The 17,250-nt window shown below is 47.6% G+C and carries 17 protein-coding genes and 1 pseudogene; 10 read left to right on the forward strand and 8 right to left on the reverse strand.

The window, feature by feature from the left end:
- Positions 1 to 11: 11 nt before the first annotated feature.
- From ACKFKH_RS17020 to ACKFKH_RS17035, 4 genes are all read left to right on the forward strand, one after another.
- A complete protein-coding gene (locus tag ACKFKH_RS17020; RefSeq protein ID WP_446859514.1) occupies positions 12 to 272 on the forward strand; it encodes a type II toxin-antitoxin system HicA family toxin in 261 nt (86 codons plus the stop codon).
- Positions 262 to 474 carry a type II toxin-antitoxin system HicB family antitoxin gene (locus ACKFKH_RS17025; protein WP_446859515.1) on the forward strand — a complete coding sequence of 71 codons (213 nt, stop codon included), beginning with the start codon at positions 262 to 264 and terminating at the stop codon, positions 472 to 474. The genes ACKFKH_RS17020 and ACKFKH_RS17025 overlap by 11 nt, the downstream gene beginning before the upstream one ends.
- A gap of 65 nt (positions 475 to 539) precedes the next feature.
- The gene (locus ACKFKH_RS17030; RefSeq protein WP_446859516.1) at positions 540 to 1,832 is read left to right on the forward strand and encodes a BREX system ATP-binding domain-containing protein; all 1,293 of its coding nucleotides are present in this window, start codon (positions 540 to 542) and stop codon (positions 1,830 to 1,832) included.
- Between the two features lie 129 nt (positions 1,833 to 1,961).
- The gene (locus ACKFKH_RS17035) at positions 1,962 to 2,741 is read left to right on the forward strand and encodes a hypothetical protein (protein ID WP_446859517.1); all 780 of its coding nucleotides are present in this window, start codon (positions 1,962 to 1,964) and stop codon (positions 2,739 to 2,741) included.
- Here ACKFKH_RS17035 and ACKFKH_RS17040 read toward each other — a convergent pair.
- Positions 2,721 to 3,077 (reverse strand): annotated as a pseudogene (locus ACKFKH_RS17040) (IS1 family transposase); the annotation flags it as partial. The gene ACKFKH_RS17035 and the pseudogene ACKFKH_RS17040 overlap by 21 nt on opposite strands.
- 174 nt (positions 3,078 to 3,251) lie before the next feature.
- Between ACKFKH_RS17040 and ACKFKH_RS17045 the strand changes: the two are divergent.
- The 3 genes from ACKFKH_RS17045 to ACKFKH_RS17055 are packed head-to-tail and all read left to right on the forward strand — an operon-like array spanning position 3,252 to position 4,597.
- Positions 3,252 to 3,482: a hypothetical protein gene (locus tag ACKFKH_RS17045; RefSeq protein WP_446859518.1), complete on the forward strand. Its 231-nt coding sequence runs from the start codon at positions 3,252 to 3,254 to the stop codon at positions 3,480 to 3,482.
- Positions 3,479 to 3,751, forward strand: coding sequence for a ParE family toxin-like protein (locus tag ACKFKH_RS17050; RefSeq protein ID WP_446859519.1), 273 nt, complete (start codon positions 3,479 to 3,481; stop codon positions 3,749 to 3,751). Before ACKFKH_RS17045 ends, ACKFKH_RS17050 begins: the two co-directional genes overlap by 4 nt.
- A 57-nt stretch (positions 3,752 to 3,808) precedes the next feature.
- The gene (locus ACKFKH_RS17055; protein WP_446859520.1) at positions 3,809 to 4,597 is read left to right on the forward strand and encodes a class I SAM-dependent methyltransferase; all 789 of its coding nucleotides are present in this window, start codon (positions 3,809 to 3,811) and stop codon (positions 4,595 to 4,597) included.
- A 14-nt stretch (positions 4,598 to 4,611) separates the two neighbouring features.
- On the opposite strand, the gene aroB is transcribed toward ACKFKH_RS17055, so the two are convergent.
- Positions 4,612 to 5,715, reverse strand: a complete 1,104-nt coding sequence (aroB, locus tag ACKFKH_RS17060; RefSeq protein ID WP_446859521.1) for a 3-dehydroquinate synthase — start codon at positions 5,713 to 5,715, stop codon at positions 4,612 to 4,614.
- Between the two features lie 113 nt (positions 5,716 to 5,828).
- Between aroB and petL the strand changes: the two genes are divergently transcribed.
- The gene (gene petL, locus ACKFKH_RS17065; protein ID WP_446859522.1) at positions 5,829 to 5,924 is read left to right on the forward strand and encodes a cytochrome b6-f complex subunit PetL; all 96 of its coding nucleotides are present in this window, start codon (positions 5,829 to 5,831) and stop codon (positions 5,922 to 5,924) included.
- A 46-nt stretch (positions 5,925 to 5,970) separates the two neighbouring features.
- On the opposite strand, the gene ACKFKH_RS17070 is transcribed toward petL, so the two are convergent.
- The 4 genes from ACKFKH_RS17070 to ACKFKH_RS17085 form a co-directional block, all read right to left on the reverse strand.
- Positions 5,971 to 6,972, reverse strand: a complete 1,002-nt coding sequence (locus ACKFKH_RS17070) for an NAD-dependent epimerase/dehydratase family protein (protein ID WP_446859523.1) — start codon at positions 6,970 to 6,972, stop codon at positions 5,971 to 5,973.
- A 155-nt stretch (positions 6,973 to 7,127) separates the two neighbouring features.
- A complete protein-coding gene (hemE, locus tag ACKFKH_RS17075) occupies positions 7,128 to 8,183 on the reverse strand; it encodes a uroporphyrinogen decarboxylase (protein WP_446859524.1) in 1,056 nt (351 codons plus the stop codon).
- 323 nt (positions 8,184 to 8,506) lie between these two features.
- Positions 8,507 to 9,142, reverse strand: a complete 636-nt coding sequence (locus ACKFKH_RS17080) for a PAS domain-containing protein (protein ID WP_446859525.1) — start codon at positions 9,140 to 9,142, stop codon at positions 8,507 to 8,509.
- A gap of 480 nt (positions 9,143 to 9,622) precedes the next feature.
- Positions 9,623 to 13,303 carry a WD40 domain-containing protein gene (locus ACKFKH_RS17085; RefSeq protein ID WP_446859526.1) on the reverse strand — a complete coding sequence of 1,227 codons (3,681 nt, stop codon included), beginning with the start codon at positions 13,301 to 13,303 and terminating at the stop codon, positions 9,623 to 9,625.
- A 401-nt stretch (positions 13,304 to 13,704) separates the two neighbouring features.
- On the opposite strand from ACKFKH_RS17085, the gene ACKFKH_RS17090 reads away from it, so the two are divergent.
- Entirely contained in the window at positions 13,705 to 14,244 is a 540-nt protein-coding gene (locus tag ACKFKH_RS17090) for a LuxR C-terminal-related transcriptional regulator (protein ID WP_446859527.1), read from the forward strand.
- 243 nt (positions 14,245 to 14,487) lie between these two features.
- Here ACKFKH_RS17090 and ACKFKH_RS17095 read toward each other — a convergent pair whose 3' ends face one another.
- Both ACKFKH_RS17095 and ACKFKH_RS17100 read right to left on the reverse strand, forming a co-directional pair.
- Positions 14,488 to 15,735, reverse strand: a complete 1,248-nt coding sequence (locus ACKFKH_RS17095) for a metallophosphoesterase family protein (protein WP_446859528.1) — start codon at positions 15,733 to 15,735, stop codon at positions 14,488 to 14,490.
- Positions 15,736 to 15,786: 51 nt separating this feature from the next.
- Positions 15,787 to 15,954, reverse strand: a complete 168-nt coding sequence (locus tag ACKFKH_RS17100) for a hypothetical protein (RefSeq protein WP_446859529.1) — start codon at positions 15,952 to 15,954, stop codon at positions 15,787 to 15,789.
- Here ACKFKH_RS17100 and ACKFKH_RS17105 point away from each other — a divergent pair.
- On the forward strand, positions 15,953 to 17,167 hold the full coding sequence (locus tag ACKFKH_RS17105; RefSeq protein WP_446859530.1) for an RNA-guided endonuclease InsQ/TnpB family protein: 1,215 nt from the start codon (positions 15,953 to 15,955) through the stop codon (positions 17,165 to 17,167). The genes ACKFKH_RS17100 and ACKFKH_RS17105 overlap by 2 nt on opposite strands.
- Positions 17,168 to 17,250 lie beyond the last annotated feature (83 nt).

A 17,250-nucleotide genomic window follows, 5' to 3' on the forward strand; every position in this document is an offset into this window, starting at 1 on the left:
CCATAGAAGAGATGAGTCAGCGAGATAAGCTACTAGTCAAAATTCTGTCAGGAGCCTCGGATACCAACATTCCCTTTGAGCCACTCTGTCAACTTTTATCTGCCCTTGGTTTTGAAGAACGCATCCGAGGCAGCCATCATATCTTCTCTAAAGAAAGCGTAGAAGACATTCTAAATCTTCAGCCCAAGCAGGGAAAAGCAAAGGCGTACCAAGTTAAACAAGTTCGCACTGTGATTTTGAAATATCAACTTGGAGGACAAGATGAAAATTAAGTACGAACTCATTATCTACTGGAGTGAAGTTGATCAATGCTTTATTGTCGAAGTGCCAGAACTGCCCGGATGTGCGGCTGATGGTGAAACTTATCAGGAGGCTGTGCAAAATGTAGAAGTGATCATTCAAGAATGGATTGAAACGGCTCAAGAATTAGGGCGACCTATCCCAGAACCTAAAGGGCGATTATCGTTTGCGTAAAGCAGCAAAATAGGGAGGATAAGCGGGTCGCGACTAAACTCAATAGATCAATAAGGTGAACGCCAATGGAAAGATATGACGCAAATCGTAGAAAGTCGATCGCCGTTGTTGAAACGCTAAGAGCTGGCATTCCGACGCGCGTCTCGACGAGAGAACTGCCTGATTTGCGATCGTCCCTCACCAATCTGATTCGCCAGGATTTAGAACAATTTTCTCAAGGACAGCGGTCGCTCGGTCGTCTCGCCTGGGGGCCCTATGGACAAGGTAAAACTCATGCCCTGACCACAGTTGAGCATGTGGCACTGGATATGGGCTATGCAGTCAGCCGCGTTTCTTTGAGTCGAGAAGTGTCCTGTCACCATCTACTGAATTTTTATGGACGGGTGGCTTCGGTGATTCGCACGCCCGATTCTAAAATGGCAGGCTTGACCAAGGCGTTGAATTCTCGCAAAGCTGGCGATTTGTTGAATAGTCCAATTGCCGATCGCGATCGCTACAGTCATCCACTCCCGGCGATCGTGCTTGAAGACTACTTTTTCACGTCAGGCGAAGAACAAGAGTTGCTCTATGGCGACCTGACAGGCACTCGTCTCAGCAGTCCCGAACTCAAGCGAATTCATCGAGCCGCACGGGGCGAACCGTTGCCCAAATTTGAGACGAATTTTCGCGCAACTCAGCATGGTAGTGCCTATTTTGGAGTCATGGCGGATGCGATCGCGCTCTGTGGTTACAAAGGTTGGGTGCTGCTGTTGGATGAAGTGGAACTGATTGGACGATTGGGCAAGATTGGCCGACTTCAGGCGTATCGCAATCTCAATTGGTTGTTGAATTGGTCAAATCGCGACGTGCGTCGAGACGGCGAACATGAACTGTTTTGCCGAAATCCCTATCCCATCTATACATTTGGCGTAGTCGCTTCTAGTTTGAGAAACGATGTCTGGTTTAGCGGCACCAGTACGCCCAGCGCCAAGAACGATCGCACTCAAATTCCTGAAGTTGCGGTTGAGAAGTTTGGGGCAGATGCGGGAATTGTGATGCGAGACTTTTTTGACACGGCGATCGGCTCCAACTGTCCGACAATTCGTCCGCTCGAAACTGCAAATCTGGCAACCCTACTCGAACGACTAGTGAAACTCCACGGCACCGCCTACGCCTGGGATGCAGAACTGGATGTATTGGAACTGGTGGGAACGATCGGCAGTCAGCCGATCCGCACCCACATTCGCGCCACCCTCGAAGCATTGGATATTGCTTACCTCTATCACGAAAGCGTCAGACTAGGCACCACCGATCTACTAGAAACCTCTGTACAAGAACAAGAAGATTTCTTTGCGCTACCGGACGAGTCAGATAGTTGAGTTGGTATTTATGCTGATGCTTAGTTAGGTGGCTTGTAGACTGTACAGGCACAAAAACTTAGATTAGAGACTTGTATGTTGGCGCTCTCAATGGGGAACCTTTGAGTAAACTCATTGGAGAACTGTTGTATGAAGTCATTTTCACAGGATATTATTACTCACCTGTTCTCACTCATAAATAAGAAGCGCTCTATTGTCAAGAACGCGCCTTTAGAAAGCATTGAAGCAAAAAATGCATCGCATTGGATCACATTTAAAGATGGCAGTGGTTGCCTTAAACAATACGTTAGGAGCGAAGGTATTTATGTGCCAGTTGCGAGTGAGCTTATAGGTTTGTTCATATCTCCAACCAAGTGGCAAAGCAATTTCGTGTACGTTTTCAACGAAAACAATAAGTGTCTGTTTGCTGCCTGTATATCCAGTGATCAACTACACAAAATACAAGATGTACTCCGAGATATATCGAGCGAGATTGAATGCTTTGAGCGAAAAGATGAGGAAGCAATGGTAGAGAGAATTTTATGGCAAATGAAAAAGAACGTGGAAGAATTTGAGATTATTGACTTTGAGGTGGAAGAACTTGACTGTTCTCCATATAGTCTTTCAATCTGGTTCGACGTTAAAAGCAATAGCCAGCAACCTTTGAAGGAAATGATGCTTAATGTTATTGCTTTTGATGAGGAGGAAAACGAAGTAAGCATGGCAAAGATTCTCATATCGTTCGCCCCTAATTTACTTAAACCTGATGAATCACGTGAAATGACTATTTCTTACGATGGGGAATTCCTATGTGAGATTAATGGGGATGAACAGCGGTTGAATGTAGATTCCTTCTTTGTGGAAATAGCCTGGGTTTCTCTTGAAGGCGTTGCTGACAAAAGGGATGAATCATATGAATACGGGTATTGACCAATACTTTAAGTAGTGGAGGAGCAAGCGAAGTGAATGCTTCCGCATTTCGACCGACTTGGAGTAACACAAGGTCTTGCGGTGCAGTCGGGCTGAGTAGTGGCGTAATCGGGCATTCTCGCCTTCGGTTCTCGTCATGTATGTCTTGATGACAAAATGATCTCCCTCCTCAATAAAGCCAGTGTAAGCCTTCCACCCATCGGTGACATAGAAGTAGCAATGTCAGCAATAGACGATCTGCCACAAAGGTTTGAACGTCTCCGCGCTGTGATCTCCCACCACCCAAGCGAGAATGCCCGCCTGGGAATGGTTCACCGCTGTCCAGATCCAAGTTTTTTTGACCTGACAAATTGTAAAACTTTGCGAATCGTGTCTGAAGTGACTTGATCTGTGACGATCGCCCGTCTAGTCTTCTGGAGAAACGCAAACCTTCATAGCTCCTAAGTGTAACAAGATCCTGTCAGATAGAATGAGGATGCATATTCGTCACTATCTTTATTTTCTAGAACTATGACTGAACTTCTTCAACAGGTCATTGCAGAAATCAAAAAACTTCCCGCAGATCAGCAGGACGCGATCGCATCTCGTCTATTGTCTGAACTAAAAGACGAACAAGCATGGACGGTTCGCTTTGCAGCCACAACAGACGAACAGTGGGATCGTCTAGCTGATGCAGTACGGCAAGAAATTGCTGATGGCGAAATAGTTCCACTTGATGAAGTTTTTCCGACTAAGCAATGAAATCGAGCGTCACTAAAACTTTCCGTAAGCGGCTCAATCAACTCCCTGTATCAGTGCAGGAGCAAGCTGAAAAAGCATACGCCCTCTGGCGCGAAGACTCCTATCACAATAGTTTGCAGTTTAAGCGAGTGAGTCAACGCCAACCGATTTATTCTGCTCGTGTCAGCCTAAATTGCCGTGTTGTAGGATTGCTGGAGTCGGATGATCACATCTACTGGTTTTGGATTGGCACACACGATGAGTATGATGAATTGCTGAAAAGACTGTAATTTAGAGTTGTTTCGTTGAAATAGCTAAATCCCAGATCAGCAGAGAGGCGAATGTCAATGTCTCAATACATTTTTACTGATTCTCAACATATCAAAGAACTGGAACGGCTTCAGATGATCGAACAAGTTTTCGATCCAGCCAGTCGCAAACGAATTCAAGCGACGGGAATTACAACAAATTGGCGATGTCTTGAAGTGGGGGCCGGAGCCGGATCAATTGCCCAGTGGATGGCATCTGTTGTCGGAGAAAATGGCAAAGTGGTTGCGGTTGATTTAGACACCCGTTTTGTAAATAACATTCAACTGCCGAATGTCGAAGTGTTGCAGGCTGATATTCGCAGTCTTCCGCTTGAAGATCACTCTTTTGATCTGGTTCATGCCCGCTATGTTCTCATTCATATTTCAGACTTTCAAGTTGCTTTGTCGAGAATGTTGGATTTGCTGAAACCAGGCGGATGGATTGTGATCGAAGAGCCTGACTTCTCGGCAGCAAAAGCGATCGTCGGAGAAGAAGCCGCCTATCAATCTATGAATCGAGTCAATCAAGCGATCTTTCAAATGTTCGCTAATCGTAATATGGATTATGCACTAGGAATTAAATTACCCGCTATCTTTCAACAGCTTGGCTTGCAGCCGTTAGTAGAAAATGATGTTCCCATCTCTCCTGGCGGTTCAGGAATCGCATCGGTCATGAAACTATCGACTCTGCAACTTGCAGACAAATATATTGCAACAGGGGAAGTTACTCAAGAAGACATTGAGCAATATTGTTTATTTGCAGACGATCGCAATTCCTGGGCTATCTACTATGCCACTATCGGAATCACAGCCCAATCAAATGTATAAACTTTGTCCCGCTTTTACATCTTTTGTAGCACTTTATGAATCGTGTCTGGAGCCACTTGATTCGTGACGATCGCTTTCCCAATTCCTTCTGGCAACACAAATCGCACCTGTCCCGCTTTCACCTTCTTGTCGGATTGCAGAGAGTTGATAATTGCCTCAATGTCTAACCCTTCAGGTAGCTGAGTCGGTAAACCTGTTTTTTTGATCAGAGCAAGCTGACGATCGCTCTCTTCCTGCGTCCACAAGTTCATCTCAACAGCAATGTGACCGACCGCTACCATGCCGATCGCGACCGCTTCTCCATGATTGACGATGCGGTATCCGGTTAAACTTTCGACGGCGTGACCGATCGTATGGCCATAGTTGAGAATCTCCCGCAGTCCCGATTCTTTTTCGTCTTTGCTGACGACGTGAGCTTTTGCCTGACAAGAACGAGTCAGAATCTCTTGTAGCAGTTCGTCGCTGATGTAGCGGAGTTGATCTAATCGAGGCGCTTGTTCTAGCTGATCAAATAAGTTTGCATCCCAGATAATTCCATACTTGATCACTTCCGCCATTCCTGCCCGAAACTCGCGCATTGGCAGCGTTTTTAGCACCTGTGGATCGATCAACACTAACCGAGGCTGATGAAATGCCCCAATCAGATTTTTGCCTCTGGGATGGTTGACCCCGGTTTTGCCGCCGATCGCCGCATCCACCATCGATAATAAAGTCGTCGGCACCTGCACTACATTGATTCCTCGCAGCCAGGTCGCCGCCGCAAAGCCTGTCATATCGCCGATCACACCACCGCCCAAAGCAACCATTGTGGACGATCGCTCCAGGCGATTTTCTAGCGCCGCATCATAGATCTTTTGCAACGTAGCAGGCGTTTTGTAGCGCTCTCCCGCAGCTAGAATGCAGCGATCCACACTGAATCCTGCTTGAGTTAGTGAATCTATCAGCCGTTGACCATAGCAGCGAAAGATGGTGGGATTGGAAACCACTAAAATTTTTTGACCCAGTTTCAACGGCGTTTCTGCATCTGTAATTAGCTTGCCGACGCGACCGACGCTCCCTGGCGCAATGGTGATCTCATAAGACTTTTCGGGCAAAACAACCGGGATGACAGACTGCATGATGACTTTCGCGAAAATACCTTGTACTTGATCTTACTTGATGTGAACTTCTACAAATGGCGATGCGTTGTTCTGTATAGTTTTGTTAGAGGTTGAAATTGGAGACGAATTTTATGTCCGCAGTGATTGCTTATGTCGGTCTGGTAGGTGGCGCGATCGCGCTTGCCCTCACCTTATTTTTCGCATTCCGCGCTATCAAACTTATCTAGTGCAAACTGGCAACGGATGATTGACTTCAACTGTCCGTTGCTCAAGCTACTTGGGTCGTGCGCTCAAAGATCTATCGACTAAAGCAGATCGACCCGTTCTACGAGGAATTCCGCTTAACTTCAGCACGTCATACAGCGTTGCACAGTAGGTCGGCATTCCAAACGTGGCAGGAGTCGCGGGATTTTGGTGGGTGAAATGGCGATAGTGCAGAGAAAAGCGCTCCCAGTCACCCATCTGAATCCGGAATAGAAAAATGAAGAAATCCGCTAACCACAGTGAAAGGGGAATGCGGAAGTAGATTCTTTGGTTGAGATAGGCGCAGGCCTCTTCGATCGCCTGATTCACCGTCAGTTTCTCATTACCCAAAACCAGCTTGCGCGGGCCAGCGGCAGTCGGCGGATTCTCGACCAAATGCTTTACGACGAGGGCGATGTCTTGACCATGAATAAAATGGAAGCTGCCATCAACGTCTAAAAAGCGAATTAGCTTAATCCAGCGCACCACTTCCCCCACCCCCAACGACACATGGGAATAGGGATAGCGATCGCCTCCCCCCAAGACCAGCGTCGGAAACAGCGCCGTAATTTTGGATGCGATCGCCAACTTCGAGAGTTCTTGAAAACAAACATACTTCGATCGCACATAGTCTGTGCCAAATTCTCCGGCTTCTTTGAGCAGTTGATTGTTGCGATCGAGCACACTAGCCGTCGAGAAATAAATCACCTGCTGACACACATCCGGGTCTAACAGCTTCATCAACCGCAGCGTACTCAGCACATTCACATCATTAATCTCATCACCGCCCCAAGACGTTGCCGTCAAAATCGCACAATCTATCGTCTTCAACAGAGCGCTGTGTTGCTCAATGTCTCGCAAATCTGAACGAACGATCGTCACACCAGGCCGAACATGAACATCAAACTTGAGCTTGTCAGGATCTCTGACCATCAAGAACAATTCGTGCTCGGTTTCTTGAATTAAAGTTTCAGCAATATAGTGACCAATGCAACCACTCGCACCTGTCACAAAGATTCGCTTTGAAGTCATGGGGAAGGGATGAGGGATGAGGGGTGAGGGATGAGGGATGTAGGAGTCATTAAGCTATCAGTATGAATCATGAGTGTATGAGTTCATAGAATAAACGCAAACACTGAAACTCGAACCAATCATTCAATTCATCCTTCATCCCTCATCCTTCATCCCTAACAAGAGGTCGCCAGTAACTTATCAACCTGTTTTGCAGTTTCAAAGAAGAACGCCGCATTTTCTTCAGGTGTAAGTGGAAGAATACCATGACCCAGGTTCAGGATGTGTCCCCGATTACCAGCTTTGCGAATCGTATCGAGAATGCGATCGCGAATGAACGCTTTTGAGCCAAACAACACGCCCGGATCGAGGTTGCCCTGCACTTTCATGTCTTTACCCAGGCGCGATCGAGCGTCTGCCATATCCACCGACCAATCGACGCTGACAATATCGGCACCTGATTTGCCCATCCGCTCCAACACGCCTGCACTGCCGCTCACCAACAGAATCAACGGCGTATCGGGGTGAGTTTCTTTAACCTGACGAAAAACGCGCTGCTGATAAGGCAATGCAAAGGTGTCATAGTCTTGAGGGCTGAGTTGTCCCGCCCACGAGTCAAACATCTGCACCACCTGCGCTCCACAGTCGATCTGATAGCGGGTGTAAATCGCGATCGCGTCCGCCAATTTCCCTAGTAGCTGGTGTAGGATTGTCGGATCAGAAAAGGCCATATTCTTGATCACCGAATAGGTTTTGGAGCCTTTGCCCTCGACGCTATAGGCTGCCAGAGTCCAGGGTGCGCCGACAAATCCCAAAACGGTTGAGCGATCGCCCACTTCGTCGCGCAGGGCTTTGAGAATCGGCTTGATAAAGGGCATCGATTCTTCGGGTTCAAGCGGGCGCAAGTTGTCCACCTGAGCTTGAGTGCGAATGGGGTCATCAATGATCGGGCCTTTGCCTTCGGCGATGTCCATGTCGATGCCGAGTCCGGGCAAGGGAGTCACAATGTCAGAAAACAGAATCACGCCATCGGGTTGAAAAGCCCTCCAGGGTTGAAGAGAAACCTCGATCGCGACTTCTGGAATCTCAGACCGTTCTCGAAAAGACGGGTATTTGTCTCGCAGATCTCGATAAGCTTTCATATAGCGACCTGCCTGCCGCATCATCCAAACGGGGGGACGATCCAAGGCTTCTCCCCGCGCTGCTCTTAATAAAAGTGGAACCCCCGCCATTTCGACCTCTTTAACCAGTATTTGAATTCATTTGTCAGCTTATCACCGGGGGGATCGGGTTTCGTGTGTAAGCGGCTGAATGTAACGGTTTTGAAATAGAAGGGAGCGTAAAGCAATCTCTTCGAGCTACCTGCAAGGAGTCGCGCCCATTTCTTTTAGCGTCAACTTGATGAAGTTTTTTCGCTTCGTTGCTCAGAACTTCTGCCTCCCAAGCTGCCAATTCTGTAGGACTTCTAGACAAGATTGGCGGTTCAAAGTCTCTTATTTGCGGAAGATTTGCGGTGAAAAATGGCAGCGAAGTCTTTCATCAAATTCACCGCCTTTTACTCTTTCACTAAAGCTTCGTCGAGGAGGCGAGTCATTTGCTCGATCGCTTGATAAACCTGCTGAAATCGCTCTTGTTTTTTGGTGCAAGATTCGTCGTAGCGTTCGAGCAGTTCGGTGGCGGTTTGAATGATGGTTAGGGGAGTGCGAAAGTCGTGAGAAACGGCTTCCATAAAGCGAATTTTCTGATCAGATGGCTGACAAATTTCTGATGGAGGGTCAATTTTTTGGGTCAACCCTAACACTCGCATCGGTCGATTTTCTGCATCAAAACAAATGCGCCCCTGATTGCGAAGCCACTGAATTTTGGCATCCGATCGAATCATTCGATAGTCACTGACATAATCACAGCGCGTAATTAATGCCCGAATCGCTTCTAAATTAAATCGAACGCGATCGCCCGGATGAACCTGCTGCAACCAAGCTTCGTAGTTGACGGGAACGGCCGCGATCGAACAGCCCAATACAACCTCTAAATTTTGAAACCAGCAAACCCGACTTGTTGAAATATCCCATTCCCAGGCGGCGATTTGAGAAATCTGTAAAACAGCTCGAAGTCTCTCGATCTCATTGTCTGGCAGCGCGAATGAATTGTCGGTTTGATCAAGCCCTGGGGGTTTTGTTTCGATCGTCATTTCTTAAACCATATCTTTTAAAACTAAAAGCCTCACACTGTTTTGCGGGAAGGAGTTGAGTATCGATCTCAAGTGGTGAGCTTTATCAAGTACCAATTTTCAGAGACTATTTTCAGAAACTTCAGAAACTAATGTGGGAACCAAATTAATTATCAATTTGTAGCGTTTTGGACTCCCTTAGTTTTGCATGTGCTGTTTGTGACCAGCAGGTAACTATACCTTAATCTTTCTACAAGGTATAATTGTGTAGCCTAGCGCACAGTCTTAGTCTGATGTCAGTTCGATGAGAGTGACTCGCTTCGTTGCGATCAGCTTCAGCCCCCTAAATCCCCCAAAATTGGGGGACTTTGACCCAGAGAAAGTTCCAGAGTTCAAAGAAATTATGCTGATTCAAAGTCCCTCAGAATGGGGGATTTAGGGGGCGAATCCCTTGGCAACGAAGCGAAAAAGTTTATCGAACTGACGTTAGTCTGACCTTGCTTAGGTGACCTGCTCAGTCGCTCCCAGGGTTCTCAAAGTGGCTTTTTGCGCTTCGGTTAAACCTGTCACTCCGCAAATGTTCATCGCTTCATAAGGTCGAAGATTGCGTAACACGCGCACACACTCGCCGGAGGTCGCGTCCCAGAGACGAATGGTTTCATCTTCGCTGCCGCTGGCGATCAAAGCTTCTGGCATTTTTGAAGAACGATCGGCTTCCGCAGATATCTCTTTGCGATCAGCTTCCGCAGACATCTCTTTGCGATCAACTTTGTTAGATGTCTCTTTGCGATCGCGTCGATAGTCCGCCGACCAGATGCGCGCCTCATGCCCCTGCAACACTTGCTGACACTGGCCCGTTTGAGCATTCCAAAATTTGACGGTGTGATCAAAGCCACTGCTGATGATCTGAGTTTCATCTGTGTTGAAGTGAGCCGATTTTACACAGTCGCGATCGTGCATCACCCGCAAACATTTTCCAGTATTAACATCCCAAATTCTGATTGTGTGGTCATCGCTGCCGCTGACTAACGTGTGTTGGTCTGCACTAAAAGCCACCGAACAAATTCGAGCTTGATGACCATTGAGCGTTTTTAGACACTGCCCTTTGTGAACATCCCAGAGTTGGATCGTGTGATCTTCGTCGCCACTGGCAAGCTGCTGACCATCAGGGCTAAAGGTAACCGTCCAGATGCGGCTGGGAGTCGCCAATACCTTGAGACAGTCGCCCGTCTGAGTGTGCCAGAGCCGAATCGTTTGATCAGAGCTGCCACTGGCTAACAAAATGCCATCAGGACTCATCGCCACCGACCAGACCCAATTGGTATGTCCGCGCAAAATCTTGAGACACTGCCCTGTTTGGCGACTCCAGAGCCGAATCGTTTGATCAAAGCTGCCACTCGCGAGACTTTGCCCATCAGGACTAAACGCCACCGACCAGACCCAGTTAGTATGTCCGTACATGGTCTTCAAACAGTCTCCAGAAGAAACTCCCCAGAGTTTGACGGTGTGGTTGGCACTGGTGCTGGCGATCGCTCCCCCATCGGGACTAAACGCCACCGACAACACAAAATTGGTATAGCCCTGCAACGTTTTGAGGCATTCCCCAGTCTGATGATTCCAGAGGCGAATCGATTGGTCAGCGCTGCCACTCGCCAGAAGCGAAGCATTGGGACTAAACGCCACCGATCGCACCGCTTCGGTGTGTCCTTGCAAGGTTTTGAGGCACTTTCCGGTAGAGATATCCCAGAGCTTGAGAGTACGATCGAAGCTGCTGCTAACCAATGTTTTTCCATCTGCATGAAAGGCTAAAGAACGTACCTCACTCGTATGTCCGACTAGTGTTTTGAGGCATTCCCCTGTCTTCACATCCCAAAGCTTGATGGTTTGATCTTCACTTCCGCTTGCAATCAGAGATCCATTTGCGTTAACAGTCACTCCTCTGATGACGCTTTGATGTCCAATCAATGTGCGATCGCATTCTCCAGTTTGAATATTCCAGAGTTTTAGGGTGCGATCGTCGCTACCGCTGACCAGATCTCCAGTGGGGCTAAAGGCGATTCCACAGATCCAATGTTCGTGTCCTTCCAGAATTTGCACACAGTCTCCCGTGTGAATGTTCCATAAGCGAATGGTGCGATCGGAGCTACTACTGGCCACAAGCGATCGAGTTGGACTAAATGCCACCGAGATCACCCAATCGGTGTGTCCTTCTAGCGTTTGCCAACAGTGTCCGGTTGCGACATCCCAGAGTTTTACCGTCTTATCGCCACTGCCACTGACGAGCGTTTTGCCATCGGGACTGAAAGCGATCGAACAGACCCAATGCTGATGTCCGTGACAGGTGATTAACTTTTGCCGATTTTGCAGTAAGTTCCCCTGCGGATCGCTAACGCGCCAAATGTGAATTTCTCCAGCCGTGTCGCTGGCCGCTAAAAGCGTTCCATTAGGACTAAAAGCCACTGACCAGACGTTGCCCAAAGTCTCCGAAAACACTGATCTACTTAAGTCAGAATTCGCAAAATTCACGCGGTGCAACTGGATGCCCTGAAGGTAAGCTTGCCAAATTGTTAAGTCCGAAAAGTCCCAATCGCTCAAGTCTGAATGGGATTGATTCAACAAGTTAATGATGTTACCTGCGCCGTATCCAGAAGTGCCTTCAAGCTGATTTCGTAGCCGATTTAAGAAGTGTTTAAGCTGACGTTCTACTTCTGGTTTATGATGCGACGCAAGAAAGCGATCGAGCAGTGGCTTAACGATCATTCGCACCTGGCTTTCTCGAACATGATCTTCTACGGTTGCTTTCATCAAGGCGTGAGTGTGGAAGAGCGGAAGTTTTGAGCTTTTGATTGAATCCGCCCAAAGTTCTCTATAGATTTGCTCGATCAAGCGATCGGTGACATACTCCATCACCACAGGCTGTTGCGTAAATTTTGCGCCCTGCTTTTCCACGAGCGGCCGTCGAGCCAGCGATGCCAACGCCTCCATCAAATAGCGACGAGGCACCGGAGGAACGAGATCTTCAGCGAGATCTGAGAGCGATGCGCCTTCTCGATCGATAGTCAACCAATACATGATCTGCTTTTCGAGATCAGAGAGGCGATCGAACTGCTGATCTAACAGGTCAGAAATATCGCCAAAAACTGCCGTTCCATGTTTGAGAAATTCGGATACGTCGCCATCAAACAAGTCTTGAATCGTCGTCGCCGCAATCTTGAGCGCCAGAGGATTCCCCGCATACATTTCAATCAGTTGCCCAAAAACGGACTCGGTAGCAGACAGGCGCTTTGTTTTGAGTAACTCGATCGTCTCTAATGAATTGAGACCCGTCACTTTGAGCGATCGGATCGCCATCCCTTCTAGCGCCACCACTTCTCTCGGTTTCTCACGGCTGGTAATCACGACACAGCTTCGATGCAGCGTTTCGCCAATCCGTTTAAACAGGTCACCATAAAATTCGTACCCGATCGGGTAATGTCCAGCTTGTTCGCCCGTCCCTAAGATAGACTCAACGTTGTCCAAGATCAGCAAACAGCGGTGTTGTCTTAGATAGTGCATCAGCCTACCTAACTTGCCGTCTACCGAATCTGGAAGTTCTGTTTCTTGTTGCTGAGAAAGAACCTGGATCAGATCAGACAAAATGGTTTCGACCGTCGGAGCGTCTCTGAGCGATCGCCAAATCACATACTCAAATTGGTTCTGCAATCGCTGCGCTAGTTTGACCGAGAGAACGGTTTTGCCCATGCCGCCCATGCCTAAAATGGCAATTAGCCTGGACGAAGTGGCCCACTGTTCTAAAATTTCTAGCTCATGCGATCGACCACAAAAATTGGACAGATCAATTACTTCGCCCCAATCCTGATAAGTCGAATCAGAGCGAGAAGAAGGAGAGGGAAGAAACGATGAGGGAGGAGTTAGCTCTTTTGGTTCAGAAGTCCCGATCCGTTGGCGCAGGACAACTCGAAAGTTATTTTTGGTCACCCGTTGTCCGACCAGTTCAGAAATCAGTTGCCACAGTTGAGAACCGACCAGCTTTACATAGTCAGCGTCATAGCCCTCGGTAGTGGCGATTTGTTCATAGGTTTGACCCTCCCAAGCGCGACAAAAAACGGTTTCTTGCAGATGGGTCAGGCGTTGTCTTCCGAGCAGGCTATCCAAAACGATCAGTGCTTCTTCGATGGTCATCGGACTGCACCCCAAAATCTCCTGATTGACCGCGATCGTGGACTCTTCACCAACCGATCGTGATCTTCATTAAGTGATCCAAGTTGGCTACGTAGATTTCCGGTGATAGAGAATAAAACAATCCGTAAGATTACAGACTTCCAAAATCTAGAATCTCACGCTTTTCTAGGAAACTAACATTTAACTAACCTTTCCTTACGTTGAGCGATCGCAACTTCTAACTTTTCTCCACCGTCACGGGCAAAAGTTTGGTTTAGCTTCGTAAGTAAGTTCACGGAATGCTTCGCCGCAACTTTCTGGAAATCACGCCTACTTTTTGTAGTGAAGTGCATGACTGGATCTATTCAAACGTACTGAAGCAATAGTTAGTTAACCGTTCATTCCCAGCCCCCATAATGAACATGAGTTCCTCTGAAAATTCTAATCACTTTTTTACCTCTGTACTGGAAGGGTTTGTCGATGGCATTCTCATTGTGAATCTGCAAGGTGAATTTATTTATGCCAACACACCTGCTGCCCAGATTTGCCAACAGTTGAATCCTCAAAAAAATGCGCTGCCCGAAGAAGTTTGGCGATCGTGCGAAGCCCTGATCGAAAGTCGAGAACTCTATGGAGAACATCCGCTCATCATTGAGTCCGAAATCAACACTGAGCTTCAAACCTTTCGCCTTCGAGTCCAATGGATCACGCTAGAAGATGCTCAAGAACCTTCTCTTTTAGTCCGACTTGAAGACCAGCAGCAATCGATGCAAAGTCTGGCAGTGACCGAAGCAAAAAAGTATGGATTGACCCCTCGTGAAGCGGAGGTTTGGTTTTTACGACGCTGTAACAAATCACGTAAAGAAATCGCGGCTCAACTGTACATCACGATCGATACCGTAAAGAAACACTTGGGCAATATTCAGTCCAAAAAACAAGCGCATCAAGAAAGCTGGTGCTGAAAGTCGCCCACCATCACTTAGAGGATGTTTGAAACGTATCGTTTATCGGATTCACCCGCCCCCAGACTGTAAAGTAGCTTCTGGTACGTTTCAAACGTTCTCTAACCATTACGTCAGTTCGATGAGCTTCCTGGCTTCGCTTGCAGATTCACACCAGCTAAATTCCCGACCAGGGAAATCCTTAGAATGGGTAGCTTGGGGGGCACCAGATCCCAATATCGAAGCGAAAAACTTTCATTGAATTCACGCTAACAATTGCTGAATGAAATCATACAATTCTGGTTCGGGTCGGTCTTCGAGTTGCAGATCTTTGAGGTTAATTAATCCTTGAGCCAGTTCGATCGATCGCCCTTTATAACTATTGTGCGCGGCGACCAAATCCGTGAATACTTCTTGCTCAATTCGGAGCCGAGTGGCATCTTCTGGCAACGGTGAAGCGTATTCCACAGCGTTTGCTTCATACTTCAGTAAAAATATCAAAGCGCCACTGAGTTCTTTGAGTTGTTGCTGAAGTTTTTTGGTGTCAAGTTCCAATCGATCGAAGCCTACCTGCCCTTCAATTCTCAACTCAACCATTGGTTTTTTTTCAGGCTTCAACTGTTTTGATTTGATGGCTGATTGAACTTGAGCGATCGCCATTTCCTCAATTTCTTCAAGACTTTCTTGACCCCGCGCCGTCAGCTTTAATCGCACAAAAGGTCTCTGATAATACTCTTTTTTTAACTCCGCTTGAATGCCTTCAGGAGTCAGTTCTACTAGATAAGCACCGCGATCGTATTTCGACTCTTCAACACTATTCGCCTCCAACGACCCTGGATTAAAAATCCAACCCTGTTCGCTATAGTTTTTGTGAATGTGACCCAACGCCAAATAGTCAATTCCGACGGCTTTAAGCGGTAACAAATCGTTGTAGCGCAGCGCCCCCTGATATCTTGCAATCTGCCCTTCTAACCCGTGATGGAACAGCATCACCGAATGCCCCGGACTCGCTGGAAGTTGTTGAATGGCATCTGCCAAACGCTCGATCGCTCCCGGTGCAGACGCTCCATACCACTGAGAACCCAGGACGCGCACCCCACAGTCGAGATCAATATAGCCGCCCGATTCGCCATTCCACATTTCGTAGACGACTTCTCCCTGAGCCGATCGCTCCGGCTCCAACAAAATCAGCAGTTCATCTTGCGCCAGGTATTTCAGCCAATTAGTCTGCGTTCCATAGGGGCGATTGTCGTGATTTCCCTCGATTACAATGACGGGAATGTGCTGTTCCTTCAGCATTTGCAAACACAGTTTTGCCTGATTGAGAATGTTGGGCTGAAGGGTGCGATGCTCAAACAAATCGCCTGCGATCGCGACAAAATCAACCTCAGCCTCGATCGCATACTTCTGCAACACGTCCTCAAACGCCAGGTAAAAATCTTTGGTGCGCTCTTTGCTGTCGTAGCGATCAAATCCCAAATGAACATCTGCGACATGAAGAAACCGAGGCATAACGATTAGGTGAGAAATAGTACAAGTAGTCTAACAGCGAATGACTAAAGGTCAAACAACAGTGAGCGATTTTCTCACAATTACTAACAATTGCTCATCTTTGAGGACTTGGAGCAACATCCGAATTGCGCCTGTCTTGGTGGCACCTGTTTTCTTGCAGTACGCTTCGAGTGCTGCAAAGTCTTCATCTGAAACCCGAAAATCTAATCGTTTAGACATGATGTTTGTACGTCGCTTGCTGTACGATGATATCATGCTCTTAGGATTCAAGACGGAACTCAAACTCAACCATCAGCAGCGTACCGACCTGCTGAAACATTCTGGCGTAGCGCGTCATGCGTGGAATTGGGGACTCGGACTAACCAAACAAATCCTTGACCACAACCAAGCAAATCCAGAGAACAGAATTAAATTCCCTTCTGCAATTGACTTGCATAAATGGTTGGTTGCATTGGTGAAGCCTGAAAATCCCTGGTACTTTGAGTCCTCAAAATGTGCGCCTCAATATGCGCTGCGAGATTTACGACTGGCTTGGGATAGGTGCTTTAAGAAAGTCTCAGGGGTTCCCAGGTTTAAGAAGAAAGGACGCTCAGACTCATTTGAGTTGGACGGCACAATCAAGATTCGTGGTACTCGTCGAATTCAAGTTCCGAAACTTGGCATCCTGCGAACTTACGAAGAGTTGCCGCAAGTGCCCATCAAGAATGTCGCGATTAGCCGCACCGCCGATAGATGGTATCTCTCATTCCGAATTGAGGTAGAGCCGATCGCATCGCCTAAATCAGTTGATGTTGTGGGAGTGGATTTAGGCGTGAAGTCTCTCGCCACTCTCAGCACGGGCGAAGTCTTTGAGGGTGCGAAATCGTATCGCCAACTCGAATCAAAGCTGTCTCGACTGCAATGGCTCAATCGCCACAAACAGCGAGGATCAGCCAACTGGAAGAAAGCCCAAATCAGAATTGCCCGTCTGCATCAACGGATTGCCAATATCCGTAAAGACACGCTCCACAAGCTCACGACTTCTCTTGCCAAGAACCACAGCATGGTAGTCATTGAGGATCTTAATGTGTCTGGAATGATGGCAAATCACAAGCTTGCAAAAGCCATAGGTGATATGGGCTTCTATGAGTTCCGTCGGCAGTTGGACTACAAAACCAAGCTGTACGGGTCTGAACTCGTCATCGTAGACCGCTGGTTTCCATCGAGTAAAGCTTGCTCGAATTGTGGAGCCAAAAAAGAAGCACTCACCCTCTCTGAGCGCATGTTCACCTGTGAGCATTGCAGATTCAGTCTTGACCGAGATCTGAATGCGGCAATCAATTTGAAAACCGCGGGAAGCCATCCCGTGTCAGCCTGTGGATCGGGTGAAGCCGACTTCTCCGAGTTGAAGCAGGAAGATTTCAGTTTGTTAGCAAACGTTAGTAAATTATGAGCGGCGGTCGCTTACACTTCAACAGCTTGGGCGATCGCCCCATCAAATTCACAACTTCATCAAAGCCCTATTTCCCAATCCAT

This window comes from Phormidesmis sp. 146-20 (genome assembly GCF_052939475.1).

Bases quoted from the DNA above. Each gene is read 5' to 3' on its own strand.
- ACKFKH_RS17020 (WP_446859514.1), top strand. From the start codon at position 12: ATGAGTCAGCGAGATAAGCTACTAGTCAAAATTCTGTCAGGAGCCTCG.
- ACKFKH_RS17025 (WP_446859515.1), top strand. From the start codon at position 262: ATGAAAATTAAGTACGAACTCATTATCTACTGGAGTGAAGTTGATCAA.
- ACKFKH_RS17030 (WP_446859516.1), top strand. From the start codon at position 540: ATGGAAAGATATGACGCAAATCGTAGAAAGTCGATCGCCGTTGTTGAA.
- ACKFKH_RS17035 (WP_446859517.1), top strand. From the start codon at position 1,962: ATGAAGTCATTTTCACAGGATATTATTACTCACCTGTTCTCACTCATA.
- ACKFKH_RS17045 (WP_446859518.1), top strand. From the start codon at position 3,252: ATGACTGAACTTCTTCAACAGGTCATTGCAGAAATCAAAAAACTTCCC.
- ACKFKH_RS17050 (WP_446859519.1), top strand. From the start codon at position 3,479: ATGAAATCGAGCGTCACTAAAACTTTCCGTAAGCGGCTCAATCAACTC.
- ACKFKH_RS17055 (WP_446859520.1), top strand. From the start codon at position 3,809: ATGTCTCAATACATTTTTACTGATTCTCAACATATCAAAGAACTGGAA.
- aroB (WP_446859521.1), bottom strand. From the start codon at position 5,715: ATGCAGTCTGTCATCCCGGTTGTTTTGCCCGAAAAGTCTTATGAGATC.
- petL (WP_446859522.1), top strand. From the start codon at position 5,829: ATGTCCGCAGTGATTGCTTATGTCGGTCTGGTAGGTGGCGCGATCGCG.
- ACKFKH_RS17070 (WP_446859523.1), bottom strand. From the start codon at position 6,972: ATGACTTCAAAGCGAATCTTTGTGACAGGTGCGAGTGGTTGCATTGGT.
- hemE (WP_446859524.1), bottom strand. From the start codon at position 8,183: ATGGCGGGGGTTCCACTTTTATTAAGAGCAGCGCGGGGAGAAGCCTTG.
- ACKFKH_RS17080 (WP_446859525.1), bottom strand. From the start codon at position 9,142: ATGACGATCGAAACAAAACCCCCAGGGCTTGATCAAACCGACAATTCA.
- ACKFKH_RS17085 (WP_446859526.1), bottom strand. From the start codon at position 13,303: ATGACCATCGAAGAAGCACTGATCGTTTTGGATAGCCTGCTCGGAAGA.
- ACKFKH_RS17090 (WP_446859527.1), top strand. From the start codon at position 13,705: ATGAGTTCCTCTGAAAATTCTAATCACTTTTTTACCTCTGTACTGGAA.
- ACKFKH_RS17095 (WP_446859528.1), bottom strand. From the start codon at position 15,735: ATGCCTCGGTTTCTTCATGTCGCAGATGTTCATTTGGGATTTGATCGC.
- ACKFKH_RS17105 (WP_446859530.1), top strand. From the start codon at position 15,953: ATGATGTTTGTACGTCGCTTGCTGTACGATGATATCATGCTCTTAGGA.
- ACKFKH_RS17100 (WP_446859529.1), bottom strand. From the start codon at position 15,954: ATGTCTAAACGATTAGATTTTCGGGTTTCAGATGAAGACTTTGCAGCA.